The sequence below is a fragment of the Enterobacter sp. HK-058-C-ECC genome (genome assembly GCF_047531125.1).
Classification (GTDB): Bacteria; Pseudomonadota; Gammaproteobacteria; order Enterobacterales; family Enterobacteriaceae; genus Enterobacter; species Enterobacter quasiroggenkampii.
In genome coordinates this window covers 60,461-75,777 of sequence record NZ_JBLKCH010000011.1, presented here as the reverse complement: position 1 = coordinate 75,777, position 15,317 = coordinate 60,461, and the positions used below count along the sequence as shown (strand labels likewise).

The following is a 15,317-nucleotide window of genomic DNA, read 5'->3' as shown; positions in this document are numbered from 1 at the left end:
GTTTACCCCTTGTTGCTCTCGGTGCTGGTAAACGCCTGACGGTGCAGAATCGCAGTGAACTCTTCCATAAAGTTGTCGTAGTTCAGTTCCAGTTTGTTCACGCGCTGGTTCAGACGGTTATAGGCCATAACTGCCGGAATTGCCGCAAACAGACCGATAGCGGTCGCAATCAGTGCTTCAGCGATACCCGGTGCAACCATCTGCAACGTCGCCTGCTTCACCGCGCCCAGCGCGATAAAGGCGTGCATGATCCCCCACACTGTCCCAAACAGACCAATATACGGGCTGATGGAACCGACAGTACCGAGGAAAGGAATATGCGTTTCAAGGTTTTCCAGCTCGCGGTTCATCGAGATGCGCATCGCACGCGAGGCACCTTCCACCACCGCTTCCGGCGCATGATTGTTTGCACGATGCAGACGGGCGAACTCTTTGAAACCGCTATAGAAAATTTGCTCGGAGCCGGTCAGGTTTTCACGACGTCCCTGGCTCTCCTGATACAGACGAGAAAGCTCAATGCCCGACCAGAACTTATCTTCGAACGCTTCTGCTTCACGGCCAGCGGCATTGAGGATACGCGTTCTCTGGATGATGATGGCCCAGGATGCGATTGAAAAACCAATCAAAATCAACATGATAAGTTTAACCAGAAGGCTTGCCTTCAGGAACAAATCAAGGATATTCATGTCAGTCACTGCTTAAACTCCGCGACAATAGACTTAGGAAGCGCACGAGGCTTCATTATGGTTGGATCAACACAAACAATCAGTACTTCAGCTGAGTTCAGTACGGTGTTCTCTGCGTTGACTATCCGCTGCGTGAAAACCAGTGAGGTTCCGCGCATTGATGTAATTTCAGTTTGGACTTCGAGCATATCGTCGAGTCTGGCAGGCGCAAAATACTCAAGCGTCATCTTGCGTACCACAAAGGCAACTCGCTCAGCCAACAGCACCTGTTGACTAAAGTGATGATGGCGCAGCATCTCTGTGCGTGCCCGTTCATAAAAAGCAACGTAGCTGGCGTGGTAAACCACACCACCGGCATCGGTATCTTCGTAATAGACACGAACCGGCCATCGAAACAGCGTTGTATTCACTTTACATCCCAGTAATGCAACAAAAGTTAGAGCTTTTAAACTTCGCTACTATACGCGCGGGAAAGATGGTTTGGAATGGGGGAAAGTAAACGGAGAGTAAATTTTTATGGGCTCGGGTAAGCCCATAACGTTAACGGACATTTCTTATTCAGAAGAAGAAGAAAATCAAACCGGCGAGAAGCACCAGATCGGCAATCAGCGGGCAGAAAATTCCCTGCCAGTGAACGGCTTTCGGACGAAAGCCCACGCCGTGGATCACACCTGCGCACACCGCCCACATAATGAGGAAGCCGTGCCAGATTTCAAGCTCGCTGGTTTTCGCTGCAAAGCGCGAAGGGTCCCAGAAGATACAACCTGCCAGCAGTAATGCCATCACTAAAGAAAGCGCCCGTAACGGGCGCTTGTCCATTACCGCGTAAAGTTTCGCGATAATATTCATCAGTGTTTTTCTTCACCCGCTTTGGTCGCTTCTACGTGCTCAAGCGCCAGGGCAGTGATGACACCAAATGCACAGGCAAGAAGCGTCCCTAAAATCCATGCGAAATACCACATATTCAGCTCCTTACTTAGTACATAGAGTGGGTGTTGCTTTCGATATGTTCTTTCGTGATACGACCGAACATTTTCCAGTAACACCAGATGGTGTAGGCCAGAACGATCGGAACGAACACGCAAGCAACATACGTCATCAGGTTCAGCGTCATATGGCTGGACGTTGCATCCCACATGGTCAGGCTAGCATTCAGCATGGTGCTGGATGGCATAACGAATGGGAACATCGCAATACCCGCCGTCAGGATAATGCATGCCAGGGTCAGTGAAGAGAACACGAACGCCAGCGCGCCTTTTTCCAGACGAGACGTCAGCACGGTCAGCAGCGGCAGCAACACGCCCAGCGCCGGGATCGCCCACAGCACAGGGGTATTGTTGAAGTTCACCAGCCATGCCCCCGCCTGACGCGCCACTTCTTTGGTCAGCGGGTTAGACGGTGCGGTGTGGTTGATCGCTGACGTCACCACGTAACCATCAATGCCGTACACCACCCACACACCGGCCAGCGCGAAGCAGACCAGCGTAACCAGCGCAGCAACCTGAGCCGTCGCGCGCGAACGCAGATGCAGCTCACCCACGGTACGCATCTGCAGATAGGTTGCACCCTGAGTGATGATCATCGCCACGCTCACGACACCGGCCAGCAGACCAAACGGATTCAGCAGCTGGAAGAAGTTTCCGGTGTAATAAAGACGCATGTATTCGTCCAGGTGGAACGGCACACCCTGCAGCAGGTTACCGAACGCCACGCCAATCACCAGCGGTGGAACGAAGCTACCGATGAAGATGCCCCAGTCCCACATGTTGCGCCAGCGGGTATCTTCAATCTTGGAACGGTAGTCGAAACCGACCGGACGGAAGAATAAAGAGGCCAGCACCAGAATCATCGCCACATAGAAACCGGAGAACGCAGCCGCGTAGACCATCGGCCAGGCAGCGAACAGCGCGCCGCCTGCGGTGATCAGCCACACCTGGTTACCGTCCCAGTGTGGGGCGATGGAGTTGATCATGATTCGACGCTCGGTGTCATTACGACCGAGGAAACGGGTGAGCATCCCCACCCCCATGTCGAAACCATCCGTGACGGCGAAACCGATCAGCAGAACGCCAACCAGCAGCCACCAGATAAAACGCAATACTTCATAATCGATCATTTGATGACTCCTGTCTTAGCGTGCCGGCTGAGTAGTCGCAGTGGACTGCTCGTAGTGATAGCGACCGGTTTTCAGGCTGCTTGGGCCAAGGCGCGCGAACTTGAACATCAGGAACAGTTCAGCCACCAGGAACAGGGTGTACAGACCACAAATCAGCAGCATGGAGAAGATCAGGTCACCTGCGGTCAGGGACGAGTTCGCTACCGCCGTTGGCAGCACCTCACCGATCGCCCATGGCTGACGGCCATACTCCGCCACAAACCAGCCGGATTCAATTGCGATCCACGGCAGTGGAATACCGTACAGCGCAGTGCGCAGCAGCCATTTTTTCTCGCCGATACGGTTGCGAATCACGGACCAGAAGGACGCCGCAATGATCAGCAGCATGATGATGCCGCAGCCCACCATGATACGGAATGCGAAGTACAGTGGCGCAACGCGAGGAATCGAGTCTTTGGTTGCCATCTGGATCTGCGCTTCCGTCGCATCAGACACGTTCGGGGTATAACGCTTGAGCAGCAGACCGTAACCCAGATCTTTCTTCACATCGTTGAACTGGTCGCGAACGGCCTGGTCGGTAGAACCGGCACGCAGCTGTTCCAGCAGCGAGTAGGCTTTCATACCGTTACGGATACGCTCTTCGTGCTGCACCATCAGCTCTTTCAGACCCGTCACCTGCTTATCAACAGAACGGGTGGCAATGATACCCAGCGCGTAAGGGATTTGAATGGCGAAGCGGTTTTCCTGCGCGTCCTGATCGGGAATACCGAACAGCGTAAAGGCAGCAGGCGCCGGCTGGGTTTCCCATTCGGCTTCGATGGCGGCCAGTTTGGTTTTCTGCACGTCACCCATTTCGTAACCGGATTCATCACCCAGAACGATAACGGAGAGGATGGCAGCCATACCGAAGCTTGCAGCGATAGCAAAGGAGCGCTTAGCAAACGCGAAGTCACGACCGCGCAGCATATAGTAAGAACTGATGCCCAGTACAAACATCGCGCCGCACACATAGCCAGAAGCGACGGTGTGAACGAATTTAACCTGAGCAACCGGGTTCAGGACCAGCTCGGCAAAGCTGACCATCTCCATACGCATGGTTTCGAAGTTAAAATCAGACGCGATAGGGTTCTGCATCCAGCCGTTCGCGACCAGGATCCACAGCGCGGACAGGTTCGAACCTAATGCCACCAGCCAGGTCACCGCCATATGCTGGACTTTACCCAGACGGTCCCAACCGAAGAAGAACAGACCTACAAAGGTGGATTCGAGGAAGAATGCCATCAGACCTTCAATGGCCAGCGGCGCACCGAAGATATCCCCGACATAGTGGGAATAGTAAGACCAGTTAGTCCCGAACTGGAACTCCATGGTCAGACCGGTTGCCACGCCCAGTGCGAAGTTGATACCAAACAACTTGCCCCAGAACTTGGTCATATCTTTATAAATCTGTTTGCCGGAGAGAACGTATACCGTTTCCATGATGGCCAGCAGGAACGCCATACCGAGCGTCAGTGGCACAAACAGGAAGTGGTACATCGCGGTCAAGGCAAACTGTAAGCGCGACAGTTCGACTATATCTAACATTATGACTCCTTGCTCATCGCATGAAGACTCCGAGAGTGAACCCCATCAAAGCGATCCACACGCATGCCCCAATACAAATTATTCGCATCCTTGTCGTCGTTATTACCCTGAAGGAGGATAAAAACGATGACGTGAGGTTACAAATACGTTAATAAAAAACTCAAATTGATCCCGCAAATATAATACGCTGCAAAACCCTTACAATAAACAGGTTTTTATAGAGTCACATTTACGTTTTTCGACGGTGATCAATTTATAGCAAAATTACCACTTTTCGGCCATTTTGATCGGGGACAATTTAGCGCTTTTCAGCACCTTTTTCCAAGGATTAAACATTGATTTAAATCAAAAACAATCCGTTATGTTAATTGTGTTTTGATGTGGTGAACATGGTAAAAACCATGTTAAAGATATGTATATGAAATACAAGTAAGGTTATCGAATCGAATGATGAATATAAACAGAAGTGATTTTTATTAACTCAGTAGCGCTTAATGACTGATTTATTCAGGACATAAATTTTAGTGCGTTTTTCATTTTTTTCCATCTGCCCTCTTAAAGGCAAATAAATAACAATTATTTTACTTTTGCATCCTCTGTAATTAACACCACTTTGTGACTATTGCATGACACCCGGCAGGCAATAAAAAAGGCCGCTTTACAGCGGCCAACCATGTCGAAACGGACATTTTTATACTGCAACGCCCCCCTTTCGGGGAGCAGAGAGGACTTACTTAATGATGGATTTCAGTGCTTCGCCGATGTCCGCCAGGCTGCGAACGGTCTTCACGCCTGCGGCTTCCAGCGCTGCGAATTTCTCATCAGCCGTACCTTTACCACCGGCAATGATCGCACCTGCGTGACCCATACGCTTGCCTTTCGGCGCGGTCACACCCGCGATGTAGCCCACAACTGGCTTGGTCACGTGTTCTTTGATGTAAGCAGCCGCTTCTTCTTCCGCGCTACCACCGATCTCACCGATCATCACGATCGCCTCGGTCTGTGGATCTTCCTGGAACAGCTTCAGGATGTCGATGAAGTTAGAACCCGGGATTGGGTCACCGCCGATGCCCACGCAGGTGGACTGGCCGAAACCGTAGTCGGTGGTCTGCTTAACCGCTTCATAGGTCAGGGTACCGGAACGGGACACGATGCCCACTTTACCCGGCTTGTGAATGTGGCCCGGCATGATGCCGATTTTGCATTCGCCCGGGGTGATAACGCCTGGGCAGTTCGGGCCGATCATACGTACGCCAGCTTCATCCAGCTTCACCTTCACGGTCAGCATATCCAGCGTCGGGATGCCTTCAGTGATGGTGATGATCAGTTTGATGCCTGCGTCGATCGCTTCCAGAATAGAGTCTTTGCAGAACGGCGCCGGAACGTAGATCACGGTCGCGGTTGCGCCCGTCGCTTCTACGGCTTCACGCACGGTGTTGAACACCGGCAGGCCCAGATGCGTGGTGCCGCCTTTACCTGGCGTTACGCCGCCAACCATCTGCGTGCCGTAGGCAATCGCCTGTTCGGAGTGGAAAGTCCCCTGGCTACCGGTGAAGCCCTGGCAGATAACCTTGGTATCTTTATTAATTAAAACTGACATTATTTCCCCTCCACTGCGGCAACAACCTGCTGAGCTGCATCCGTCAGACTTTTCGCTGCAATAATATTCAGGCCGCTGTCAGCCAGTTTTTTCGCGCCGAGTTCAGCGTTGTTACCTTCCAGACGCACAACCACCGGAACGTTAACACCTACTTCTTCTACCGCGCCGATGATACCGTCGGCGATCAGGTCACAACGGACGATACCGCCGAAGATGTTAACCAGAACGGCCTTCACGTTGTCGTCGGAGAGAATGATTTTGAACGCTTCGGTTACGCGCTCTTTGGTTGCGCCACCGCCCACGTCGAGGAAGTTTGCTGGCTCACCGCCGTGCAGCTTAACGATGTCCATGGTGCCCATTGCCAGGCCCGCACCGTTAACCATGCAGCCGATGTTACCGTCCAGCGCCACATAGTTCAGTTCCCACTGTGCCGCCTGCGCTTCACGCGGGTCTTCCTGAGACTGGTCGCGCATTTCGCGCAGATCCGGCTGGCGGAACAGCGCGTTGCCGTCAGCGCCCAGCTTGCCGTCGAGGCAGATCAGATCGCCCTGGGTCGTGATCACCAGCGGGTTGATCTCGATCAGCGCCAGATCGCGCTCCAGGAAGATGGTCGCCAGACCCATGAAGATCTTGGTGAACTGCTGAACCAGTTTACCTTCCAGACCCAGCTTGAACGCCAGCTCGCGACCCTGGTAAGGCATTGGGCCTGCCAGCGGATCGATAGCCACTTTGTGGATCAGGTGTGGGGTTTCTTCCGCCACTTTTTCGATTTCCACGCCGCCTTCGGTAGACGCCATGAACACCACGCGACGGGAGCTACGGTCAACCACCGCGCCCAGATAAAGTTCTTTCGCGATATCGGTCGCCGCTTCAACCAGGATCTGGTTAACCGGCTGGCCGTTCGCATCTGTCTGGTACGTTACCAGACGCTTGCCGAGCCAATGTTCAGCAAACGCACGAATCTCTTCTTTGCTCTTAACAACCTTCACACCGCCCGCTTTACCACGGCCACCAGCGTGAACCTGACACTTAACTACCCACGGGCCGGAACCGATTTTAGATGCGGCTTCTTCTGCTTCACGCGGGGTAGTACAGGCATAACCCACCGGAGCCGGTAAGCCATACCGGGCAAACAGCTGTTTGGCCTGATATTCATGTAAGTTCATGTGTTCTATCCATCCTTCAGGGTAATCGTTATCTTCAAACCTGTAGACCGGCGCAGCGTGTGCCGGTCCACGGGGCAGGTGATGCTAAATCGTGACTAGACGTCCAGCAGCAGACGCGTTGGATCTTCCAGCAGCTCTTTAATGGCAACCAGGAAGCCCACGGACTCGCGGCCGTCGATCAGACGGTGGTCGTAAGAGAGCGCCAGGTACATCATCGGCAGGATCTCAACTTTACCGTCTACCGCCATAGGACGATCTTTAATGGCATGCATACCCAGGATCGCGCTCTGCGGCGGGTTAATGATCGGGGTAGACATCAGCGAGCCGAATACGCCGCCGTTGGTAATGGTGAAGTTACCGCCGGTCAGGTCGTCTACGGTCAGCTTGCCGTCGCGGCCTTTCACAGCCAGCTCTTTAATGTTTTTCTCGATGTCAGCCATACCCAGGGTATCCACATCACGCAGAACCGGGGTCACCAGGCCACGTGGGGTGGAAACCGCCATGCTGACGTCGAAGTAGTTGTGGTAAACCACGTCATCGCCATCGATGGACGCGTTCACTTCCGGGTAGCGTTTCAGCGCTTCAACCACCGCCTTCACGTAGAAGGACATAAAGCCCAGACGGATACCGTGACGTTTTTCAAACGCGTCACCGTACTGCTTACGCAGGTCCATGATTGGCTTCATGTTTACTTCGTTGAAGGTGGTCAGCATCGCGGTAGAGTTTTTCGCTTCCAGCAGACGCTCGGCCACGCGCTTACGCAGGCGGGTCATTGGCACGCGTTTTTCGCTGCGTGCGCCCAGCGCAGGCTGTGCTGCCGGTGCTGCCGCAGGGGCTTTCGCTTCTGCCTGAGCAGGCGCTTTCGCCAGATGCTTGTCGATGTCTTCGCGGGTCAGACGACCGCCCACACCGGTGCCTTTAATGGCTGCCGGGTCAAGGCTGTGTTCCGCCAGCAGGCGACGGATCGCCGGGCTGAGGGCGTCGTTGGACTGCTCTTCCAGAGAGGCCTGCTGGCGCTGCGCTGGCGTAGACGCTTTCTCTTCAGATTTCGCGCTGGACTCTTTGCCCGCGCTGTTGCCTTCACGCAGGCGACCCAGGATCTGACGAGAAGTCACGGTGGTACCTTCATCTTCCAGCACCGCGTCCAGAACGCCATCCGCCGAAGCCGGTACTTCCAGTACCACTTTGTCAGTTTCGATTTCTACCAGCACTTCATCGCGCTTAACGGCATCGCCTGGTTTTTTGTGCCAGGTAGCGACGGTCGCATCTGCTACAGATTCAGGCAGGTCGGGAACAAGAATATCTACGCTACTCATTATGTATCCTTTAATTAATCGACGTTCAGCGCGTCATTGACCAGATCTTGTTGCTGCTTCTGGTGAACGGACATATACCCTACCGCCGGAGAGGCGGAGGCCGGGCGACCTGCATAGCGCAGGGCTGACCCAAATGGAATCACTTCACGGAAATGATGCTGGCTGCAGTACCATGCGCCCTGGTTGAGCGGCTCTTCCTGGCACCAGACAAAATCATGAACGTGAGCGTACGGTTTCAGCGCTTCCTGCACCGCCTGGTGCGGGAACGGATAAAGCTGTTCGATACGCACGATGGCGACATCTTTCTGATCGTTCTTACGGCGCTGTTCCAGCAGGTCGTAATAAACCTTACCAGAACACATCACCACACGCTTCACGGCCTGCGGATCCAGCTCGTCAATTTCACCGATGGCTGGCAGGAAGGTACCGTTCGCCAGCTCTTCCAGGCTGGACACCGCCAGCGGGTGACGCAGCAGGGATTTCGGCGACATGACCACCAGCGGACGACGCATACCGCGCAGCGCCTGACGACGCAGCATGTGGTAAACCTGCGCCGGGGTCGACGGCACGCAAACCTGCATGTTCTGCTCGGCGCAGAGCTGCAGATAACGTTCCAGACGCGCGGAGGAGTGCTCCGGACCCTGGCCTTCATAGCCGTGCGGCAGCAGCATCACCAGGCCACACATACGGCCCCACTTCTGCTCGCCGGAGGAGATGAACTGGTCGATAACCACCTGCGCACCGTTGGCGAAGTCGCCGAACTGCGCTTCCCAGATGGTCAGGGTGCGCGGTTCTGCCGTGGCGTAACCGTACTCGAAAGCCAGTACCGCTTCTTCAGACAGCACGGAGTCCCAGACCTTGAACTGGCCCTGACCGTTGTGCACGTGCTGCAGCGGGGTGTAGGTTGAACCGTTAGACTGGTTGTGAACGACCGCGTGACGGTGGAAGAAGGTTCCACGGCCCGCATCTTCACCGGACAGACGCACAGGAATGCCTTCGTCAACCAGCGTCGCGTAAGCCAGCGTTTCCGCGCCGCCCCAGTCGAACAGCTTCTCGCCTGCCGCCATGGCCTGACGGTCAGCATAAATTTTTGCTACGCGAGACTGCATCTCGATAGCGTCCGGCACGGTGCTGATGCGTTTAGCCAGCTCCTGCAGGCGCTTCATCTCCACCTTGTTCGGGTAGCTCTCATCCCACTCGTGGTTGAGGTACGGCGACCAGGTAAAGGAGTGCATGTTCATCGGGCGCAGCTCTTTCACTACGCACTCACCCGCATCCAGCGCGTCGCGGTAGAGGTTGACCATTTCGGTCGCATCTTCCAGCGTCGCCACTTTGTCGCTCTCCAGCTTGTCAGCATAGATTTTGCGCGGGGTCGGGTGTTTTTTGATTTTCTGGTACATCAGCGGCTGGGTTGCACTTGGCTCATCCGCTTCGTTGTGGCCGTGACGGCGGTAGCAGAAGAGATCAATGAACACATCGCGTTTGAAGGTGTTACGGAAGTCCAGCGCCAGACGGGTAACGAAAGCCACGGCTTCCGGGTCATCCGCGTTAACGTGGAAGATCGGCGCCTGCACCATCTTACCGATGTCGGTGCAGTACGGGGTAGAACGCGCATCCAGCGGGTTAGAGGTGGTGAAGCCCACCTGGTTGTTGATTACGATGCGAACGGTACCGCCCACTTCATAACCACGCGCTTTCGACATGTTCAGGGTTTCCTGCACCACGCCCTGCCCTGTGACCGCCGCATCACCGTGGATGGTGATTGGCAGAACTTTGTTGCTGCTCGGCTCGTCCAGACGATCCAGACGCGCGCGCACGGAACCGATAACCACCGGGCTGACGATTTCCAGGTGTGACGGGTTAAACGCCAGCGCCAGGTGAACCAGACCGCCTTCGGTTTCGATATCAGACGAGAAGCCCATGTGGTACTTCACGTCGCCGGTGCCGAGGTGTTCTTTATGTTTGCCCGCGAATTCGTCGAACAGGTCCTGCGGTTTTTTACCCAGCACGTTGACCAGTACGTTCAGACGACCACGGTGTGCCATGCCCAGCACCACTTCACGGGTGCCGCTCTTGCCTGCGTGACGAATCAGCTCTTTCAGCATCGGCACCAGGGCGTCACCACCTTCCAGCGAGAAGCGTTTTGCGCCCGGGAACTTCGCGCCCAGATAGCGCTCAAGGCCTTCCGCTGCGGTCAGTTCGCTGAGGAAGCGTTTTTTCTCGTCAGCCGAGAAGGTCGCGTGGCCCGCTACGGATTCGATGCGCTGTTGGATCCAGCGCTTCTCTTCGGTAGAGGTAATGTGCATGTATTCCGCGCCGATGGAGCCGCAGTAGGTTTGCTTGAGCGCGTCAATCAGATCGCCCAGCTTCATCGTGTCTTTGCCGATGGCAAAGGAACCTACGTTAAAGCTTTCCTGGAAATCGGCCTCGGTCAGATCGTGATACGCCGGATCGAGATCGGCCACACGGTCTTGTTTCCACAGTCCCAGCGGATCGAGATTCGCATGCTGGTGACCACGGAAGCGATAAGCGTTGATAAGCTGCAGGACTTTAACCTGCTTCGCATTGGTGTCAGGGTCGGAAATCGCAGAAGAGTAACGTGAGGCATCCTTCGCCAGACGACGGAAATAATCACGTGTTTTGGAATGGAATTGATCCGGTTTGACCCCTGTACCAGGCAACTGCTGGAACATGGAACGCCAGTTTGCGTCCACTGAGTCAGGATCGGTTAAGAAGTCTTCATAGAGCTGTTCTATCCAGCTCTGGTTGGCACCAGAGAGGTAAGAAGAGTCCAGCCAGGCTTTCATTGCGCCGTTCTGCATCGTGATCCCTTAAGCATTTTTATGCTTACTTTCGCCGTAGAAACTACCACGCACACCACGTGTACGTGCCGGGGTTCACCTGCGAGCTCTTTGTGGCCCGCGAAGGAACCTTTAGAAACTGTCTAGACTTCAGGGCAGTTTTTAAAGGTTTCTGCATTTTGCCCGGTGGCGCTACGCTTACCGGGCCTACAGTTTCGTAGGCCGGATAAGCGAGCGCCATCCGGCAAATTTACTTACGCACTGCGCTGCAGCAGCATCGACTTAATATGGCCGATGGCGCGCGTCGGGTTCAGCCCCTTCGGACACACACTGACGCAGTTCATGATGCTATGGCAGCGGAATACGCTGAAAGCGTCACTCAGTCCTTCCAGACGGCTGTCGGTTTCGGTGTCACGGCTATCGATCAGGAAGCGATAGGCAGCCAGCAGACCGGCCGGGCCGATAAACTTGTCCGGGTTCCACCAGAACGACGGGCAGGACGTAGAACAGCATGCGCAGAGAATACACTCGTACAGACCATCGAGTTTTTCACGCTGCTCAGGAGACTGTAAGTGCTCACGAGCCGGTGGATTTTGCCCATTATTCAATAAGTAAGGCTTAATCTTCTCATATTGTGCATAGAATTGCCCCATGTCTACCACCAAATCACGCACGACCGGCAGGCCTGGCAGAGGACGGATAACAATTTTCTGACCAGGACGCTGCAACGCTGAAATTGGCGTGATGCAGGCCAGGCCATTTTTGCCGTTCATGTTCACACCGTCAGAGCCACATACCCCTTCACGGCAGGAGCGGCGGAACGACAGGGTTGGATCTTTTTCTTTCAGCTGGATTAAGGCATCCAGCAGCATCATGTCACGACCTTCTTCCGCTTCCAGCGTGTAATCCTGCATGCGCGGAGCGTCGTCTACATCCGGGTTATAACGATAAACTGAGAATTCGAGTTTCATTATCCTGTCTCCGCATTAGTAAGTACGAATCTTCGGCGGGAACGCCGGACGCAGTTTCGGTTCCATATTGACGCTACGACGCGTCATGGTTTCCGACTCTGGCAGATACAGGGAATGGCACAGCCAGTTTTCGTCATCACGCTCCGGGAAGTCGAAGCGGCTATGCGCGCCACGGCTTTCGGTACGGAAGTTTGCCGACATCGCGGTCGCGAACGCGGTTTCCATCAGGTTATCCAGCTCCAGGCACTCAACGCGCTGGGTGTTGAACTCGCTGGAGGTATCGTCCAGACGGGCATTTTTCAGACGCTCGCGGATCGCTTTCAGCTGCTCAAGACCTTTGGCCATCGCGTCGCCTTCACGGAATACCGAGAAGTTGTGCTGCATGCACTCCTGCAGCGCTTTGCGGATTTCCACCGGATCTTCGCCGTTACGGTTGCCGTTCCAGCGGTTGAGGCGCTCAAGAGAGGCATCAATTTCGTCGTCGGTTGCGTCACGCAGCGCGCCCTGCTCGGCAATGGATTCCTGCAGATGCAGACCCACCGCACGACCAAACACCACCAGATCCAGCAGCGAGTTGCCGCCCAGACGGTTTGCGCCGTGTACGGATACGCAGGCAATTTCGCCCACCGCGAACAGGCCAGGAATGACCACGTCTTCGCCCTGCTCGTTCACGGTCAGCGCCTGACCGGTCACTTTGGTCGGAATACCGCCCATCATGTAGTGGCAGGTTGGGATAACCGGAATCGGCTCTTTCACCGGATCGACGTGCGCGAAGGTGCGGGACAGTTCCAGGATGCCCGGCAGACGGGACTCCAGCACTTCTTTACCCAGATGGTCGAGTTTCAGCTTCGCGTGTGGACCCCATGGGCCGTCGCAGCCGCGGCCTTCACGGATTTCGATCATGATGGAACGCGCCACCACGTCACGACCCGCCAGATCTTTCGCATTCGGAGCATAACGCTCCATGAAGCGCTCGCCGTGTTTGTTAAGCAGGTAGCCACCTTCACCACGGCAGCCTTCCGTCACCAGGACGCCCGCACCGGCGATACCGGTTGGGTGGAACTGCCACATCTCCATATCCTGCACCGGCACGCCCGCGCGGATAGCCATACCGACACCGTCACCGGTGTTGATGTGGGCGTTGGTGGTGGACTGGTAAATACGGCCTGCACCACCAGTCGCGAGCACGGTAGCGCGGGCTTTGAAGTAAACCACTTCACCGGTTTCGATACACAGCGCGGTACAACCAACAATGGCGCCATCGGCGTTTTTCACCAGATCCAGCGCATACCACTCGGAGAAGATGGTGGTGTGGTTTTTCAGGTTCTGCTGATACAGGGTGTGTAGCAGCGCGTGACCGGTACGGTCAGCCGCCGCCGCGGTGCGTGCCGCCTGCTCACCGCCGAAGTTTTTCGACTGGCCGCCAAACGGACGCTGATAGATGGTGCCATTTTCCAGACGGGAGAACGGCAGACCCATATGGTCCAGCTCCAGAATCGCTTCCGGGCCGGTTTTACACATATATTCGATGGCATCCTGGTCGCCGATGTAATCGGAACCTTTTACCGTGTCATACATGTGCCATTCCCAGTTATCTTCATGGGAGTTACCCAGCGCAACGGTGATACCGCCCTGCGCGGACACAGTGTGGGAACGGGTCGGGAAAACTTTAGAGAGCAGCGCACAGCTCTGGCCGCTCTGGGAAATTTGCAGTGCGGCACGCATACCTGCGCCACCGGCACCAATCACAACAGCATCAAATTCTCTGACTGGCAGTTTCATTACACACCCCACACCACAACGAATCCATAAATAACGTAAACCACCAGTGCAACGACAATGGCCAACTGCAGTGGGAGGCGAATCGCCAGCGGTTTAACGTAATCGGTCAACACCTGCCACATGCCAATCCAGGCATGAATAAGGATGGAGAACAGGGCCAGCAGGGTGAACACTTTGGTGAAGGCGGATCCGAAGAACCCACTCCAGATTTCCCACGTCAGCGTGCCGCTGGTCGCGAAGAAACCGATCATATAGATGATGTAGAGGGTGAGAACGATGGCGGTAGCACGGACCAGAATGAAGTCATGTACGCCGTTGCGTCCTAATGCGGAGGCGTTGCTTACCATACGAGAACTCCTGCGAGAAGTGAAAGCACGACTGTAATCACAAATGAAATGTTAGCGGAGCGAATCCCTACTTCGAAGGTCTCTTCCAGGTAGCCAAAGTCCATCAGCATATGGCGAACACCCACCACAACGTGGTACGCCAGTGCGGTCAGAATGCCCCACATGATGAATTTCACGAAGAAGCTGTTCATGATGGCTGAGGCCTGGAGGAATCCTTCAGGGGAAGAGAGGCTGGTGCCCAGTAACCACAGCAGAATACCGACCGCCACAAACGTAATCACACCAGAAACACGGTGCAGAATGGACGCTATTGCTGTTACGGGGAACCGGATCGTTTTGAGATCCAGATTGACAGGTCTTTGTTTTTTCACATTTCTTATCATGAATAACGCCCACATGCTGTTCTTATTGTTTCCTTCCTCCGGACTGCGATGCGGGTCAGACAGCGTTCCTTTTCTATAACTGCGCGTCATGCAAAACAGTGCTTCCAGATGCTTAAACGACACATTACAACGCTGGGTGGCTCGGGATTGCAGGGTGTTCCGGAGACCTGGCGGCAGTATAGGCCGTTCACAAAATCATTACAATTAACCTACATACAGTTTGTCGGGTTTTCTCTGGAACAGTGATCAGGGTCACGATAACAACATCTTTTTAATTTTTAATCATCTGATTTGACAAATGTTAAACAATATTGTTACAAACGTCATCAGAAAAGGCATATAATGCGCAAAAGTTATGAGGTCTCTCTTTCACCTGACAAATAGTTATGTAACAGTGTGATGGTATTGACCGAAGTTATCAGGACAGTTATTAGTGATATACAGGTTTGAATAATTCGGACTGCAAAAACGCTGATTTGCTGTTGTTTCACTGATATTTCATTCGTTTACCTGCAAGGCGCCATAGCTCTGTACCCTGGTTTGTCCTCGTGAGCTGAGCGGTAAG

Annotated in this window: 14 protein-coding genes; all 14 read right to left on the bottom strand. The window is 54.4% G+C overall.

The genetic code is table 11. The features are described from left to right. Window positions 1-2: 2 nt before the first annotated feature. The 14 genes from tolQ to sdhC all read right to left on the bottom strand — a co-directional run bounded on the left by tolQ (window position 3) and on the right by sdhC (window position 14,767). Complete coding sequence (tolQ, locus tag ACMWJS_RS18810; RefSeq protein ID WP_008501101.1) at window positions 3-695, bottom strand: Tol-Pal system protein TolQ; 693 nt, start codon at window positions 693-695, stop codon at window positions 3-5. After that, window positions 692-1,096 carry a tol-pal system-associated acyl-CoA thioesterase gene (ybgC, locus tag ACMWJS_RS18805; RefSeq protein ID WP_003858593.1) on the bottom strand — a complete coding sequence of 135 codons (405 nt, stop codon included), beginning with the start codon at window positions 1,094-1,096 and terminating at the stop codon, window positions 692-694. The genes tolQ and ybgC overlap by 4 nt, the downstream gene beginning before the upstream one ends. A 148-nt stretch (window positions 1,097-1,244) precedes the next feature. Then, window positions 1,245-1,535, bottom strand: coding sequence for a cyd operon protein YbgE (ybgE, locus tag ACMWJS_RS18800; RefSeq protein ID WP_008501100.1), 291 nt, complete (start codon window positions 1,533-1,535; stop codon window positions 1,245-1,247). Next, window positions 1,535-1,648, bottom strand: a complete 114-nt coding sequence (cydX, locus tag ACMWJS_RS18795; RefSeq protein WP_003858598.1) for a cytochrome bd-I oxidase subunit CydX — start codon at window positions 1,646-1,648, stop codon at window positions 1,535-1,537. The genes ybgE and cydX overlap by 1 nt, the downstream gene beginning before the upstream one ends. 14 nt (window positions 1,649-1,662) lie before the next feature. Continuing rightward, window positions 1,663-2,802 (bottom strand): cytochrome d ubiquinol oxidase subunit II, encoded by a 1,140-nt coding sequence (gene cydB / locus ACMWJS_RS18790; protein WP_048226125.1) that lies wholly within the window; start codon window positions 2,800-2,802, stop codon window positions 1,663-1,665. A 15-nt stretch (window positions 2,803-2,817) separates the two neighbouring features. Further along, a complete protein-coding gene (gene cydA / locus ACMWJS_RS18785) occupies window positions 2,818-4,386 on the bottom strand; it encodes a cytochrome ubiquinol oxidase subunit I (RefSeq protein WP_008501098.1) in 1,569 nt (522 codons plus the stop codon). A gap of 730 nt (window positions 4,387-5,116) precedes the next feature. Beyond that, complete coding sequence (gene sucD, locus ACMWJS_RS18780) at window positions 5,117-5,986, bottom strand: succinate--CoA ligase subunit alpha (RefSeq protein WP_008501094.1); 870 nt, start codon at window positions 5,984-5,986, stop codon at window positions 5,117-5,119. Next, entirely contained in the window at window positions 5,986-7,152 is a 1,167-nt protein-coding gene (gene sucC, locus ACMWJS_RS18775) for an ADP-forming succinate--CoA ligase subunit beta (protein WP_006809579.1), read from the bottom strand. Before sucC ends, sucD begins: the two co-directional genes overlap by 1 nt. Before the next feature lie 95 nt (window positions 7,153-7,247). Next, window positions 7,248-8,468, bottom strand: coding sequence for a 2-oxoglutarate dehydrogenase complex dihydrolipoyllysine-residue succinyltransferase (gene odhB / locus ACMWJS_RS18770; protein WP_008501093.1), 1,221 nt, complete (start codon window positions 8,466-8,468; stop codon window positions 7,248-7,250). A 14-nt stretch (window positions 8,469-8,482) separates the two neighbouring features. After that, window positions 8,483-11,290: a 2-oxoglutarate dehydrogenase E1 component gene (gene sucA / locus ACMWJS_RS18765; protein WP_008501092.1), complete on the bottom strand. Its 2,808-nt coding sequence runs from the start codon at window positions 11,288-11,290 to the stop codon at window positions 8,483-8,485. A 233-nt stretch (window positions 11,291-11,523) separates the two neighbouring features. Next, complete coding sequence (sdhB, locus tag ACMWJS_RS18760; protein WP_008501090.1) at window positions 11,524-12,240, bottom strand: succinate dehydrogenase iron-sulfur subunit SdhB; 717 nt, start codon at window positions 12,238-12,240, stop codon at window positions 11,524-11,526. A 15-nt stretch (window positions 12,241-12,255) separates the two neighbouring features. Then, the gene (sdhA, locus tag ACMWJS_RS18755; protein WP_008501089.1) at window positions 12,256-14,022 is read right to left on the bottom strand and encodes a succinate dehydrogenase flavoprotein subunit; all 1,767 of its coding nucleotides are present in this window, start codon (window positions 14,020-14,022) and stop codon (window positions 12,256-12,258) included. Further along, the gene (sdhD, locus tag ACMWJS_RS18750) at window positions 14,022-14,369 is read right to left on the bottom strand and encodes a succinate dehydrogenase membrane anchor subunit (RefSeq protein ID WP_008501088.1); all 348 of its coding nucleotides are present in this window, start codon (window positions 14,367-14,369) and stop codon (window positions 14,022-14,024) included. The genes sdhA and sdhD overlap by 1 nt, the downstream gene beginning before the upstream one ends. Next, window positions 14,363-14,767 (bottom strand): succinate dehydrogenase cytochrome b556 subunit, encoded by a 405-nt coding sequence (gene sdhC / locus ACMWJS_RS18745; protein WP_348959404.1) that lies wholly within the window; start codon window positions 14,765-14,767, stop codon window positions 14,363-14,365. Before sdhC ends, sdhD begins: the two co-directional genes overlap by 7 nt. Window positions 14,768-15,317: the final 550 nt, after the last annotated feature.

Excerpts from the sequence above, each read along its gene's own strand:
- ybgE (WP_008501100.1), bottom strand. The coding sequence starts at position 1,535 with ATGAATATTATCGCGAAACTTTACGCGGTAATGGACAAGCGCCCGTTA.
- cydX (WP_003858598.1), bottom strand. The coding sequence starts at position 1,648 with ATGTGGTATTTCGCATGGATTTTAGGGACGCTTCTTGCCTGTGCATTT.
- cydB (WP_048226125.1), bottom strand. The coding sequence starts at position 2,802 with ATGATCGATTATGAAGTATTGCGTTTTATCTGGTGGCTGCTGGTTGGC.
- cydA (WP_008501098.1), bottom strand. The coding sequence starts at position 4,386 with ATGTTAGATATAGTCGAACTGTCGCGCTTACAGTTTGCCTTGACCGCG.
- sucD (WP_008501094.1), bottom strand. The coding sequence starts at position 5,986 with ATGTCAGTTTTAATTAATAAAGATACCAAGGTTATCTGCCAGGGCTTC.
- sucC (WP_006809579.1), bottom strand. The coding sequence starts at position 7,152 with ATGAACTTACATGAATATCAGGCCAAACAGCTGTTTGCCCGGTATGGC.
- odhB (WP_008501093.1), bottom strand. The coding sequence starts at position 8,468 with ATGAGTAGCGTAGATATTCTTGTTCCCGACCTGCCTGAATCTGTAGCA.
- sucA (WP_008501092.1), bottom strand. The coding sequence starts at position 11,290 with ATGCAGAACGGCGCAATGAAAGCCTGGCTGGACTCTTCTTACCTCTCT.
- sdhB (WP_008501090.1), bottom strand. The coding sequence starts at position 12,240 with ATGAAACTCGAATTCTCAGTTTATCGTTATAACCCGGATGTAGACGAC.
- sdhA (WP_008501089.1), bottom strand. The coding sequence starts at position 14,022 with ATGAAACTGCCAGTCAGAGAATTTGATGCTGTTGTGATTGGTGCCGGT.
- sdhD (WP_008501088.1), bottom strand. The coding sequence starts at position 14,369 with ATGGTAAGCAACGCCTCCGCATTAGGACGCAACGGCGTACATGACTTC.
- sdhC (WP_348959404.1), bottom strand. The coding sequence starts at position 14,767 with ATGTGGGCGTTATTCATGATAAGAAATGTGAAAAAACAAAGACCTGTC.